The 14,221-nt window shown below is 61.0% G+C and carries 9 protein-coding genes; 1 reads left to right on the top strand and 8 read right to left on the bottom strand.

What is annotated here, in order from left to right; all coding sequences use genetic code 11:
* Positions 1-207, bottom strand: a 207-nt coding sequence (locus D6877_RS29655) for a hypothetical protein (RefSeq protein WP_206662994.1), incomplete at its 3' end; no start/stop codon positions are given.
* Here D6877_RS29655 and D6877_RS22475 point away from each other — a divergent pair.
* Entirely contained in the window at positions 118-1,671 is a 1,554-nt protein-coding gene (locus D6877_RS22475) for a PLP-dependent aminotransferase family protein (RefSeq protein ID WP_130912148.1), read from the top strand. The genes D6877_RS29655 and D6877_RS22475 overlap by 90 nt on opposite strands.
* On the opposite strand, the gene D6877_RS22470 is transcribed toward D6877_RS22475, so the two are convergent.
* The 7 genes from D6877_RS22470 to D6877_RS22440 all read right to left on the bottom strand — a co-directional run.
* The gene (locus tag D6877_RS22470; RefSeq protein WP_130912147.1) at positions 1,628-6,232 is read right to left on the bottom strand and encodes a DUF6543 domain-containing protein; all 4,605 of its coding nucleotides are present in this window, start codon (positions 6,230-6,232) and stop codon (positions 1,628-1,630) included. The two genes, D6877_RS22475 and D6877_RS22470, sit on opposite strands and share 44 nt — an antisense overlap.
* Positions 6,233-6,372: 140 nt before the next feature.
* Positions 6,373-7,467: a polyamine ABC transporter substrate-binding protein gene (locus D6877_RS22465; RefSeq protein ID WP_130912146.1), complete on the bottom strand. Its 1,095-nt coding sequence runs from the start codon at positions 7,465-7,467 to the stop codon at positions 6,373-6,375.
* Positions 7,464-8,489 carry a histone deacetylase family protein gene (locus D6877_RS22460; RefSeq protein ID WP_130912145.1) on the bottom strand — a complete coding sequence of 342 codons (1,026 nt, stop codon included), beginning with the start codon at positions 8,487-8,489 and terminating at the stop codon, positions 7,464-7,466. The genes D6877_RS22465 and D6877_RS22460 overlap by 4 nt, the downstream gene beginning before the upstream one ends.
* Before the next feature lie 153 nt (positions 8,490-8,642).
* Positions 8,643-9,635: an AraC family transcriptional regulator gene (locus tag D6877_RS22455; RefSeq protein WP_039757283.1), complete on the bottom strand. Its 993-nt coding sequence runs from the start codon at positions 9,633-9,635 to the stop codon at positions 8,643-8,645.
* Between the two features lie 245 nt (positions 9,636-9,880).
* Positions 9,881-10,885: an asparaginase gene (locus D6877_RS22450; RefSeq protein WP_130912144.1), complete on the bottom strand. Its 1,005-nt coding sequence runs from the start codon at positions 10,883-10,885 to the stop codon at positions 9,881-9,883.
* A 171-nt stretch (positions 10,886-11,056) separates the two neighbouring features.
* A complete protein-coding gene (locus D6877_RS22445) occupies positions 11,057-12,505 on the bottom strand; it encodes an alanine/glycine:cation symporter family protein (RefSeq protein ID WP_016772471.1) in 1,449 nt (482 codons plus the stop codon).
* A 484-nt stretch (positions 12,506-12,989) separates the two neighbouring features.
* Positions 12,990-14,221 (bottom strand): aspartate ammonia-lyase (locus tag D6877_RS22440; protein ID WP_130912143.1); only part of this gene is annotated, 1,232 nt, incomplete at its 5' end.

Below are 14,221 nucleotides of genomic sequence, written 5' to 3'. Positions count from 1 at the left end.
GGCAAAGGCGCGTGGCGTGTACATGGACAGATTTTCCTTGGCGAATGCCTGCATCGTAGGCAGGCTATTGGTCCGTTGTAAGAGCCATTGTCGAGCCATTTCATAGGTCCATTCGCCATGCCTGATCTGCCACCGCTGTCGATGCCTTTCAATCCGGCCGGGATCGAGCTTGATCGCCGTCAAGGCTTGAGCCGCCAGCTTTATCAAGCGTTGCGCCTGCGTGTACTCGATGGGCGTCTGGCCAGTGGAACAAGATTGCCGGCCAGCCGTGACTTGGCCTCGGCACTTGGAATTTCTCGCAACAGTGTGGTGCGCGCCTACGATCAGTTGTATGCCGAGGGCTTTGTCGAGGGGCGAGTGGGTGACGGCACTTATGTCGCGCAACTGGCTCAGGCATCGACACCAAAGAAAAAACTATCCACAAATCCATCCACAGGCTTGTCAACAGGCTTACCCACAGCCTTATCCACAAATTGGCTGGATTTGCCTGTGAATTCATCCAGTAAAGTTATCCACAGTGGCGGTTTTTCTCGTATTGAAAAGCACCATTTGGCTCGACCTCCGAGTGGTCCGCCACGAGCTTTTCGCGTGGGTGTTCCGGCTTTCGATCTGTTCCCGTTCGAGGTCTGGGCCAAGCTGAACGCGGCTTTCTGGCGCAAACCGGATTTGCAGCAACTGTGTTACGGCGATCCAGCGGGTGATGCTCGACTGCGCGGCATGATCGCTGCTTATTTGCGCAGTTCGCGTGGCATGCAGTGTACGGCTGAGCAGATTGTGATCACCAGTGGCGCGCAGCAGGGCATCAGCCTTTGTGCACAGCTGCTGGTCGAGCCTGGGGACGGCGTGGCGATCGAGAATCCGGGCTATCGCGCCGCTGGGCATGCCTTCGCTGTAGCGGGGGCGAAACTGCATGGCGTGGCGGTGGACAGCGACGGTATCGATTGCAGCGCAATGGCTGGACTCACTGACTGCCGCGTGGTCTACGTCACACCCTCGCATCAGTACCCGACCGGTGTGGTCATGAGTCTGGCCCGGCGCCTTGAATTACTCGCCTGGGCCGAGCGTGTCGGCGGCTGGATCGTCGAAGATGACTATGACGGCGAATACCGCTACAGCGGCGCACCGCTAGCGCCGCTGGCGTCGCTTGATCGTCAGGGCCGCGTGCTCTATGTCGGCACATTTGGCAAAGTCGCCTTTCCGGCGCTGCGTCTTGGCTACCTGGTGTTGCCGCCAGCACTGGTCGACGCGTTCTCGCAACGGCGCGCGGTGGATGTGCGGCACTCGGAAGTCAGCACGCAAGCGGTGATGGCCGAGTTCATGGCTGCCGGGCATTTTCAGCGGCATATCCGCCGCATGCGCCGGGCTGCGCTGAGCCGGCGCAACTGCCTGCTCGAAGGCTGGCCGACGGCGATCGCCGGTGTCGGCCGGTTGCCTGCTGTGTCTGCCGGGTTGCACCTGACCGTGCCGGTCGGCAGCGTCGAGCGCGAGCAACAACTGATCGCGCAAGCCGCTGATGTCGATGTCGAGATCAACGGCTTGAGCAGTTACTGGCTACCGGATTCGTCCACGGCCATGGATCAGCGCGCGGGACTGGTGCTGGGTTTTGCCGCCGTGCCGGAGCCTGCGATCAGAACGGCGCTGACGCGGTTGCGACAGGCGTGGCGGGAGTGAAGAACAGTGCCTCGGCCGAGCGACTGGAAATCTCGCTGCGATGGATCTGGATCAGCGCCTGATTATCCAGAAGACCCGGCGCGTAAGCGCCACCCATTCGTTGTTGAGCGACTGTTTTCATGTGTCCGCGCACGAAGGCTCCAACGGTGGCGCCGACGCTGCTGTAGTGGAAGTGCGCGTAGCAAAGGACCTTGGCGGTGTGAGCATCACGAACCTCATATTCGTCGAGAAAGTCATGCTCATGGCGGCGCAGACGACGTCGGGTCAGGATTTTGGAGATCTTCACTTCCCCCTTGTCCTTGAGCCACTGGACCCCGGCCGCCGTCGGCGGTTGCTGCTTGACCAGCCGGATACGCGTGCTGGTGCCTTTTTCCTCCAGCGTCTTTGCCGCTTTGTCGAGCGCGTGGTTGAGCGTTTCAGAGGGTTCACGCAGGCTGGCGGTGAGGTTGCTGGCGGTCAGCGCCTCATCGATCGCGGCATTGGCTTTGCGCAGCAGCGCGGCCTGGTTGTGATATTCCTCTTCGACCTCCACGGGAATCCGCGAGCCACGTTTGAGGCGCGCCTCGATGCGCCGGTGAAATGCGGCCAGACCGTCAATCAGCGCCTGACCTTCGGTTACGGCTTTACTCAGGCTTACCGCGACTGTCGGCGGTGTCGCTGGCGCCGTGCGTTGCTCCACCCAGAGACCGGGGGTTTGCTCTTCGAACGTAGCGATGACGCCTGTCAGGCTGGAGCGTACTTCGATCAGATCGGTGTCGTGTCCGTCGAGACTCTTTTTTCGTTCGCCAACCAGCGTACCCCTTGATCGGGTCTGAATGATCCGTCGATTCGAGGATGACGCCGAGGGTCGCGACGAGCCGGCCTGCGGCACTAGCAGATGCCGGTAGCGCAGCAGCTCGGCCAGTTTGCTGTCAGCGCTGGCCTTGAACGCGAGCACGCGCGTCTGCACTCGCTTGAGTCGGTCCAGGTAAATGTGTTCAGGGTACTCGATGAGCAGATCATCGAAGCGCCGGTCGACGGCGGAGAACTGTTCGCTGACGTTACTCAGGGCGTCGATGCGATCTCGCAGATTGCTCAGGCTTTCATCAGCGCTCAGGTCAAGCGAACTCTGGATATTGAGCGCGGCATCGGCGATCACGTTGGCCAGTGCATGATAGGCGTCCGTGTGGAGCTGGGTGTCGCCGGGCTTGATGCAGACTTCCTGACCCAGACTGATCTGCAATTGCTTGAGCTCGGTCACCGAGTAATCCGGCCAGGCGTCCTTATAGTCGCGCATTGCCTCGACGGCTTCTTTTCCCAACAGGGTCATGTCATTGAAGCAGCTCTGTGCCGCCTCCATTTTTTCGATGATGCCTTCGGTGATATCAGACATTTCCAGGTAAGGCCGAACAGATGCATCTGATCCTGATCCGGTGTCGACGCCGGCCATGGTCTGCATCGCCAGGACGCGCCGCTGAAAATCCGTTGAATGCTGCTCAAGCCACTCATGCCCAATGAGCAGCTGCATCTGCAGGCGCTCGCTCATCACGGTGCGATAGTTGGGAATGGGCTCCTTGAGATTGAGCTCCTTGATCAACTGGATGTTGGCTGCGTATTCCTTGTGTTGCGCTTCCAGGGTGTCGATATAACGGCTGCGAGCCTCTACCTGATCCTGTGAGGACGCTTCGCGCAGAGCGGTGCGATCCGCTTCGAGACGGGTTTGCCTGGTTGGCAGGATTTTTTCGAACACGATGTTTTTGTCGTATAAAGCTTTCGCATCTTTCTCCCGGCTTCCTCGCGCTACCCGGCGAACGCTCTCCAGACCACCAGCACGCAGGCGCAGACGCAGATCTATGACCCATTCACCGCCGGCGGTACGCGCCAGTGTCGGGCCGGCACGTTGTGGTTGCCGGCCTGAATCGATGATCTGTACCTGACCCTGCTCATTGCGCGTGACTTCGAACCACCGCTCGCCAACCTGTGCGAACCATTTTTTCTGGAGTTCATACAGGCCTCGATGCGCACCTTCGCGGGCGGCTGCGCCCAGGCCTTTGGGTTTGTCGACCTTGAACGCGTCGAGAAGCGCGGCAAGCGCTGCCGGGGAACGTTTCAGTGCGGTGACGATGTCGATGGACGTGGTGTGGGCGCTGGGCAACTCGCCGCTGGCCAGGTCTGGCAGGCGCAACGCTTTGACAACCTTGCCGACGGGATTCACCGTGGTCGTTGGTTCCTCTATCGCAGCGATGGATTTCAATTCCGGTGCGGCGCTGACCGCCGCACGGTGCGCCAGGACCATGCCCAACGCGAGAAGGATGTCGGCAATCGCAGTCCAGGCGATCTTGCCGGACGATTCATTGGCCACGTCAGTGACTTCCTGCAAATCGTCCATGATCTGCCAGATCCACGCTGCCGCGCCGACGCTGCGGCCCAGGAATGGCAGGGCGGCGTTGAGCATCAACCAGCCGCCCTGTTTGAGCGTTGCCCAGCGAGCCTCGGCATCGGAGACCGATTGCCGGTCGGCCTGCGTAATGAGGGCCTGTACGTTGTTTTCATGCAACGTCGCCGGTACATCGCGGGCTATCACCTCAGTGCCCAGCTCGACGGGGCCGGACATATCGAGCGCGGTGGTGGGATTGACCAGTAATTGCGGGATCGTCCACACCGACGGCAGCCTCGCGGTAAAGACGAACTGGCTGTAGTTGAAGCGTACGTCTTCCGGCAGCCAGGCCAATACCGAGTCGCGCAAATGCCGCGAGTGCTGGATCGCATAGAGCAGATTGGCGTGCCCCGGATATTGCAGCAGTGCCATGTCGAACAACGGGCGATAGAGCACGCATGGCCCTTTGTTCGCTTCGCGCGGACCGATGACGTACATGTTGGCGACGCGGTCAGCGGTCGAGCTGCTGCGACGAGCAATGAACGCCAACGGCCGAATGACGATTTCCTCGCCGTCGACATGGCGTTCCGCATCCGTCGTGGCCAGTGCTGCCACTACGTATCGATAACCCGTTTCATCAATGCCGGCCTTGTGCTGAATCTTGTGTTGCAACGCCAGCAGCGGCAGCTCGATGCGCAGCTGGCTGGTGTACAGCGTTTGCAGCGCCGATGCTTGTTCTGCGTCGTCGATCAGCAGCGCCTTCAAGTGCGCCGGGTAGGTCTTGCCAATGTCGACAGTGCTGACCAGCTTTTCCAGGCAGGCCACCGTCATCCAGTCGGGCAAGGCGCCGCCGCTCTTGTAGCGCACGGTCTTGTTGCCCAGTGGCAGTCCTGCGAGGTTTTGCAAGGCCAGTTCCAGCAGGGTCAGGGTTTGCGTCTGAGTGTGACCCGGCAACACGAACGTGCCCCAGACCACCAGGCTGGTGATGGTGATTTCAATGTCATCGATCTTGATGTCTTTCGCGCCTGGCTGTTCCTTGAGCAGCTGCTGCTTGAGGGCGTTACGGGCGAAGGTCTGCAGGCTGACGACCTCATCCTGAAAGGACTTGCCGTGGTTTTCGTGATGCACCGTTGTCAGGTTCAGCAGGTGTCGGCTGTAGCGGGTCTGGTCCATGGGCAAAGCGTCGTTCAGCCAGTCCGGCAGCATCGGACGCAGACGTTCGAAGTGTGGTTCCAGGCGCGCTGGCGGTTGCGCGGGTTTGCCGGCCGTGCCGGTATGCGGATAGACCCGGTTGAGCGGCGAATCCTGGAAAAAACTGATCTCGCCCAGAGCGTCGGCCTCCAGTGAAATCAGGGCGCAGGCCTGATGGTCGAAGAAATTGCCCTGCGGTTCGACCAGTCGCCATTTGAGGTCTTCGCCCGCTGTAGTTGAACCGAAACGTTGCAGCAGATCTGCGCCGAGCTCTTGCAGCGAGTCGAAGTGCTGAAAACCCTGGGTCACGGCGTAGGTGAGGATCAGCGTGCGCTGTGCAACCGTGCCGATCAGGACCGCTGTGTCGAGCAGGGCACAGTGCTCCCGCTGATCGCCGTCTCCCCGATCAAGATCAATCAGGCATGCTCGGACCGCATATGGGGCGGGCGCCAGCCGCTGTTGCGGATCGGGTTCGGTGTACACCGCCAGAGCCATGGCGATCTGATCGGCGTCCCAGCCAAGGCTTGAATCCGGCTGCCACAAGTTGCGCAACGCTTGCGACAGCTGTTGCCAGCGCGGCTGCCCGGGATAGGTGAACTCGTCCCAGTAATCAACGTGCTGTTCCTTGTAAGCAATGAACAGTAGCGGTGCCAGTTCATTGAGCAGCAACCCGATGGCATCGATCCGCACCGGCAGTTTCACGGCTGCCGGCCAACCGGGTTGCTGGGTCAGATAATCTTCACCATCAAGGTACGTTACGGTCGTGCCGGACAGACCCAGACGCACCAGTGCATCGGTCAGCGATTCGACCTTCGGGCGACCGGAGACGACTTCCTCGCCCTCGATGATCCACGCAGGCTGCACGACCATGGTCAGGCGCGGGTCAATGTCCAGGTTCGGATACAGGGTTCTGAGGGACTGGCGCAGCGTTTTCGTAGCGACTTCGCGAAGCGAAGGGCCGGTGACCAGTTGGGTGACGATATCGACGGCACTGGCTTTAGGGATTTCGGGCATGGCGATTCCTGCTCTGTCGGCGCGCCGGAAGGGCGACGGATCAGCGCAAGGTAAAAGGCGCGCCGCTTGGGCGTGCGGTACATAGATCTGTCAGGCAAAAAAAGACCCGCATGTGCGGGTCTCCGTGCAAGGGGCGGGTGTCAGGTCCCGGATTTGATTTTGGTCCAGGCCCGCGTGCGCGCCCGTTCGGCATCCCGCGGCAGCGGCTGCAAGGTGTAGAGCGTGCTCATTGCCGCATCGGTCGGATACAGGTTCGGGTTGTTGCGAATGGCTGGATCGACCAGCCCGGTGGCGTCCTTGTTCGGGTTTGGATAACCGACAAAGTCGCTGACCGGGGCAATCACCGCAGGTTGCAGCAGATAGTTGATGAAGGTGTAGGCGTCTTCGGTGTTCTTCGCGCCCTTGGGAATCGCGAGCATGTCGAACCAGATCGGTGCGCCTTCTTTGGGCAAGCGCATATCGACCACCACGCCGTTTTTCGCTTCCTTGGCGCGGTTGGCCGCCTGCGAGAAGCTGCCGGAATAGCCGACGGCCACGCAGATGTCGCCGTTGGCAATGTCGGCCATGTACTTGGAAGAATGGAAGTACGTCACATAAGGGCGGATTTTCATCAGCAGCGCTTCGGCCTTGGCGTAATCCGCTGGCTTCTTGCTGTTGGGGTCGAGGCCGAGGTGTTGCAGAGCCAGCGGCAGAATCTCCGACGGCGAGTCGAGCAGGGCGACGCCACACTGCTTGAGCTTGCTGATGTTCTCCTCTTTGAAGATCAGGTCCCAACTGTCCACCGGCGCGTTGTCGCCCAGAGCTGCCTTGATCTTGGCCGGGTTGAAGCCGATCAGGATCGTGCCGTACATGTACGGCACGGCGAACTTGTTCCCCGGGTCGTTGGCCTCGATCAGCTTCATCAGTTTCGAATCGAGATGATTCCAGTTCGGCAACTTGCTGCGATCCATTGGCTGGAACACCCCGGCCTCGATCTGCTTGGCGAGGAACACGTTGGACGGCACCACCACGTCATAGCCGGAGTTGCCGGTGAGCAGCTTGGCCTCGAGTGCTTCGTTGGTGTCGAAGATGTCGTAGATCAGTTTGGTCTGGCTGTTCTGTGCCTTGAAGTCGTCCAGCGCCTTGGGCGTGATGTAGTCGAACCAGTTATAGACGCGCAGCGTGCGTTCTTCGGCGTGGGCGCCAGCGCTTAGCAGAGCCGCGCACAGCGCCGAGGCGATCAGTCGCTTTTTCATTGTTCAAAACCTTCCAGCACGTTCACCGCGTTGATGCCGATCTCTTCTACCGCGTAGCCGCCTTCCATGACGAACAGGGTCGGTTTGCCGAGGGCGGCGATGCGCTTGCCCATGGCCAGGTAATCCGGGCTGTCGAGTTTGAACTGCGAGATCGGATCGTCCTTGAACGTGTCGACGCCGAGGGAGACGACGATGATGTCCGCGCCGTAACTGTCGATCTCGTCGCAGGCCTGATCCAGCGCCGCGCTCCACACATCCCAGCCGGAACCGGCCGGCAGCGGATAGTTGAAATTGAAACCTTCACCGGCGCCTTCGCCGCGCTCGTCGTCGTAACCGAGGAAGAATGGAAACTCCGCTTCTGGATGGCCGTGGATCGAAGTGAACAGCACGTCGCTGCGTTCGTAGAAAATCGACTGGGTGCCGTTGCCATGGTGGTAGTCGACGTCGAGGATCGCGACCTTCTGGTGGCCCTGATCGAGGAAGGCCTGCGCGGCTATCGCGGCGTTGTTGAGGTAGCAATATCCGCCCATCAAATCACTGGCGGCGTGATGTCCCGGCGGACGACAGAGGGCGAAGGCTGCGCGTGCGCCACCCTGGATTTCAGCTTGCGCGGTGAGCGCCACTTGCGCCGCGCTGTAGGCTGCTTGCCAAGTGCCGGCGGTAATCGGCGCGCCGCCGTCGAAGCTGTAATAACCGAGCTGGCCATGCAGGCTGGTCGGTTTGATCGCACGCAGCGTGCGCGCCGGCCAGGTGTAGGGCAGCAAGTCGCCGTCAGTGTTGAACTCGGTCCAGCGTTGCCATGCACCTTTGAAAAATTCCAGATAGTCACGGCTGTGAATGCGCGCGATCGGCTCCACGCCGAAATCCTTCGGCGCTTCGACCGCACCGAGGTTTTGCTTGTGCACGCGTTGCAGCACATGGTCGGCACGCGACGGCATCTCGAAGCACGGCTTGAGCTGGCCATCGATAAGTTCGCAACGGCCATGGTGCAAGTGGTGATCGTCTGAGTAGATCGTCAGCATTTGTTGTTCTCCGCAAGGCTGATTCGGTGGTCTTCAGTGTTGCGGCGCAAGTTGAATCGGAGAACGTCGGGAGCGGCCAAAAGGGGATCGATATGGCCAAAAGCTCTGACCGCAATTCGCCCCTAACAACCGAAGGCTGCGATCTTTTGATCTTCAGGATCTGAACTGACTCGGCGCCACGCCACTCCAGCGCACAAACGCATGGCGGAAACTCGCGGTCTCGCTGAAGCCCAGCGTCTCGGCGATCCGATAGATCGGCAGCTGATCCTCACACAACATCTGCTTGGCCCGTTCGAAGCGCAGTTCATCGAGCAGTTCCTGATAGCTGCTGCCCATGTCTTTCAAATGCCGACGCAGGGTGCGCGGTGAGCACTTCATCTGCTGCGCCAACCCCTCCAGGCCCGGCGCGGCATTCAATTGTGCGCTGAGCAACTGCCGAATCCGCCCCAGCCAGGCCTGGCGTCCGGTGAATTCCAGATTCTGTTTGCGGCAGCGCTCGGCCATGGCCTGATGGGTGATCGCGTCGGCCAGCGGCAGCGGCTGATCGAGCCAATGGCGGTCGAAGGCGAAGGCGTTGTCCTTGGCCGAAAAGTGCAGCGGCGAGTTGAAGGGTTCGGCGTAGCTGGCGCGATAGTCCGGCGCTGCATGTTCAAAGCGCGTGGCGCGTAGAGGCAGCGGATGGCCGAGCAAGTCGTCGCAGATGACTTTCAGGGACACCAGACAGAATTCGGCGTTGAACACCGCCATCGCCGCGCTTTCACGGTAATCAGCAGCGACGAACCACACCTGCTCGCCATCGTCTTCCAGGCTCAGTTCGAACAACGTGCCCAGCAGCGCCGGATAACGGATCGCCAGACGCAAAGCGTCACCGAAGGTGGCACAGGTCAGCAGGGCGTAACCGAGCATGCCGTAACAGGACACGTGCATGCGTCGGCCCAATTCGAGACCGATGTCACGCTTGAGCGCGACCGCGTTGGTGCAGACCTGCATCTCCTGATGGGTGGTGATCCGCGTATCGGCGCGCTGCAAATCCGCCGCCACGATGCCGCTGCCAGCCAGCAGTGCCTCACTGGACAGACCTTCGGCCTTGAACGTGTTGAGGATCAGCGAGACCGCGTTGAGGGTGGTGAGGTGGGAGTGGAGCATGGGATCTTCCAGCCTGGAGGTGGCTGGAACGCAGCAAGTTGCATGCCGCAGGCCCTCACCCCAGCCCTCTCCCAGAGGGAGAGGGGGCCGAACGGGGGATATTGCAGAAATACACCGACGTGAGACACCGCCGCCGAGTCCATAATCGACACTGTTTATCAGGTCGGTGTATAGCGCAAGACACTACGATCAGTTCCCTCTCCCTCTGGGAGAGGGTTAGGGTGAGGGGCAATCCAGCGCCGTGCTCAGATCAACTCACCACACAAATCCAGTTCGATCAATCGACGAACTTCAGCCGTTTCCAGCCCGGCCCCCAGCAACCCATGCAACTTGCCGAACGCCGCCTCGCGCGTCATACCGCCACCGGACAACACGCCGACACCGCGCAAACGACTGCCCGCTTCATACACATCCAGCTCAACGCCCCCTTCATGGCACTGCGTGACCGCGACCACCACCACGCCGTTATCCCGTGCGCGGCCAAGGCTGGCGAGGAATTGCGGGTTGTCGCTCGGCCCTGTGCCGCTGCCGTAGCATTCCAGCACCAGACCTTGAATGCCGCTGTCGAGCAGACCATCGAGAACCTCGGCACTGATCCCGGGAAACAGCGGCAACACCGCCACTTTTGCCAGTTGCTTCGGCTGGTTGTAGTTCAGCGCGACTGGAATCGACGGCGCCTTCACACCACCGCCCTGACGCTCCAGGCGTTTGAACGGATGGCGGCCGAAGCTGCGCACTTTCGCGCAGCGCGTCGGCGCCAGCAGTTCGCCGTGGAAGTACAGGTGCACGCCCGGCGCCAGGCCTTGGCCGAGGGCGACCAGCGCGCCGCCGAGGTTTTCCCAGGCATCGCTGTCGGTCACGCCCGCCGGCAACATCGAGCCGGTGAAACACACGCGGGCATGCAGGCCGAGCAACTGAAAACTCATCGCCGCCGCGCTGTACGCCAGCGTGTCGGTGCCGTGCAGGATCAGCACGCTGTCGCAGCCTTGCACGTCCACGGCATCGACCACCGCTTCGCGCAGTTGCTGCCAGTAGGCCGGGGTCATGTTGGCGCTGTCGATCAGCGGCGACATTTCCCGAAACTGCCACTGCGGCACTACCAGCTCAGGCTGGCTGTGCAGGTAGTCGCGCATCCGCGCTTCGAAACCGGACGCCGGGGCCAGCCCGTTGGCGCTGGCCTGCATGCCGATGGTGCCACCGGTGTAGAGCACCATGACGTGTTGAGCGGCGGGATAGGTCGACGAGCTCATAGGATTCTCCGAAACGATGAGGGTCCTGTGGGAGCGAGCCTGCTCGCGAAAGCGGTGTGTCATTCAACACTGATGTTGGTTGAAAGTCCGCCATCGCGAGCAGGCTCAATCCTGCAGGTTATTGCATCACAATAACTGACGGGCGCAGGGGATGCGCCCGTCATTCACCTGTCAGCGTTGCGCTGCAGGTACGCCTTGCGGCGCAGTTTCAGTCTGGCCCGCCGCTGCTGGCGGGTTGACCGGCCAGGCGTTGCGATCCAGATCCAGGTCGGCGAATTTGCTCGAATCAAACACTGGCTGTTTGACGCCGGCGCGACGCTGCTCATCGTAGTCGCGCATCACCCGCAGGCCGACCTTGAACAGCATGGCCAGGGCCACGAGGTTGACGAAGGCCAGACAGGTCATGGTGATGTCGGCGAAGGCGAACACTGTCGTCAGGTCCTGCATCGAACCCCACACCACCAGCGCCAGCACCAGACCGCGGAACAGCATCAGCAGGGCGCGGTTGCGGCTGAGGAACTGCAAGCTGTTCTCGCCCAGATAGTAGTTGTAGAGGATGCAGGTGAAGACGAACAGTGACAGCGCGACGCTGACGAACATGCGACCCCAGTCACCGACCACGGCGGCCAGCGAGTTCTGGGTCAGGACGATACCGTCACCTTCGAAGCCCGGCGTGTAGAAGCCCGACAGCAGGATCAGCAGCGCGGTGCAGGTGCAGATCACGAAGGTGTCGAGGAACACGCTGAAAGCCTGGACCACGCCCTGCGCGCCCGGGTGCTTGACGGCGGCCACAGCGGCGACGTTCGGCGCACTGCCCAGGCCCGCTTCGTTGGCGAATACGCCACGCTTCACGCCCATGACAATGGCGCTGCCGAGCAGGCCGGCAAAGGCCGGGTCGAGGCCGAAGGCGCTCTTGAAGATGGTTTCCAGCATGGCCGGTACGTGTTCGATCTGGGTGCCGATCACGTACAGGGTCACGCCGATATAGGCCAGGGTCTTGATCGGTACCAGCAGGTCGGAGACCGAAGCGATGCGCTTGATCCCGCCGATAAAGGTGATGGCCAGCAGCACCGCCAGGACGATACCGGTGTGTTGTGGGTTGAAGTCAAAGGCGTTCTGCAGCGAGTGGGTCACGGTGTAGGACTGCAGGCCGATGAACGCGAAGCCGTAGGTGACCAGCAGCAGAACGGAGAAGACTATCGCCATGCCTTTGAGCTTGAGCCCGTGCTGGATGTAATACGCCGGGCCACCACGGTACAGGCCGTCGCCATCGGCGCGCTTGTAGACCTGGGCCAGGGTGCACTCGAAGAAGCTGCTGGACATACCGACCAGTGCGGTCACCCACATCCAGAACACCGCACCCGGACCACCGAGGGTCACGGCGATGCCGACACCGGCAATGTTGCCTGCACCGACGCGGCCGGCGAGGCTGAGCATCAAGGCCTGAAACGAGCTGAGCTGTCCGGCGCTGCCTTTGAGGCTGTCGCGGAACACCGCGAACATGTGGAAGAAGTGACGCAGTTGAACGAAACGCGAGCGAATCGTGAAGTAGCTACCGAGCCCGACAATGAGCACGATCAGTACTTTCCCTGAGAGGAAGTCGTTGATGACTTCGAGCATGGATTTATCCTCGCTGTTTTTTGTGGGTGCAAATGCTGGATCGGAGAAACATCGTGTTACACCGGCATGCACGCGGCACGACGGGTGAGGCGAAGGTTTCGTCCCGGATCCATATCGCGGGTTTTGTTATTAGTTCGGGTTTCGCATGGGTGATGGCCTCGTTACCGACGACCGCTCACGCGAAGAGGGGCGGCACTATACCGATCAGTGGCGCGCCCGTCTGCACGGTAGTGGTGCAAGCGACGAAACGAGGTTGCTGCAAATCAAAAGATCGCAGCCTTCGGCAGCTCCTGCAGGTGCACGTCAATCCTGTAGGAGCTGCCGAAGGCTGCGATCTTGGCGGTATCGAATACACAAAGCATCTAACGTCCTGCCCGCAAAGAAGTTAAAAAAAAGGGCTCGGGGACAAAATCCCCAAGCCCTCAAAAGGTGAGAGGTGTCTAGTCCCTCGACCTGGTGAGCGGTGCTACAAGTTCGCGTCGGCTCAGGCTTTGAGCGGAACCAGACGCGGGGCAATCATGTTTTCCGGGCGCAGGATGTCGGCGAGCATGGCTTCGTCGAGCAGACCTTCTTCGCGCACCAGTTCCAGCACGCCACGGCCGCTTTCAAGGGCGATACGGGCGATGCGGGTGGCGTTTTTGTAGCCGATATACGGGTTCAGTGCGGTGACCAGACCGATCGAATGCTCGACCAGTTCACGGCAGCGCGCTTCGTTGGCGGTGATGCCGACGATGCAGTGCTCGCGCAGCATGTCCATGGCACGTTGCAGCAGGCGGATCGAATCGAGGATCTTGAAGGCGATCAGCGGCTCCATCACGTTCAGTTGCAGCTGGCCGCCTTCAGCTGCCATGGTCAGCGCCAAGTCGTTACCGATGACCTGGAACGCGACCTGGTTCACGGCTTCCGGGATCACCGGGTTGACCTTGCCGGGCATGATCGAGCTGCCTGGCTGACGCGCCGGCAGGTTGATTTCATTGATGCCGGTGCGTGGGCCGCTGGACAGCAGGCGCAAGTCGTTGCAGATCTTCGACAGCTTGACCGCGGTGCGCTTGAGCATGCCGGAGAACAGCACGAACGCGCCCATGTCGGAGGTCGCTTCGATCAGGTCGGCGGCCGGTACCAGCGGTTGGCCGCTGATCAATGCCAGACGTTGAACAGCCAGTGCCTGATAACGCGGGTCGGCGTTGATGCCGGTGCCGATCGCGGTGCCGCCCAGGTTGACTTCGGTTAGCAGTTCCGGGGCCAGCGTCTTCAGACGCGCGAGGTCTTCGCCCATGGTGGTGGCGAACGCGCGGAATTCCTGGCCGAGGGTCATCGGCACGGCGTCTTGCAGTTGGGTACGGCCCATTTTCAGGACGTGGTCGAACTCTTTGCCCTTGGCCGCGAACGCCTGAATCAGGCTGTCGAGGCTGGCCAGCAGCGCGTCGTGACCGAGCAGCAGACCCAGACGGATCGCCGTCGGGTAGGCATCGTTGGTCGACTGCGCCATGTTCACGTCGTCGTTCGGGTGCAGATACTGGTACTCGCCTTTCTCGTGACCCATTGCTTCCAGAGCAATGTTGGCGATCACTTCGTTGGCGTTCATGTTGGTGGAGGTGCCGGCGCCACCTTGAATCATGTCGACCACGAATTCTTCGTGGTAATCGCCGCGGATCAATCGCGCACAGGCTTCGCTGATGGCAGCGTGCTTGGCTTCGCTCAGGTGACCCAGCTCGC

This window comes from Pseudomonas sp. Sample_9, assembly GCF_004307535.1.
Lineage (GTDB): Bacteria > Pseudomonadota > Gammaproteobacteria > Pseudomonadales > Pseudomonadaceae > Aquipseudomonas > Aquipseudomonas mercuritolerans.
This window is presented reverse-complemented; position numbering and strand designations above follow the sequence as displayed.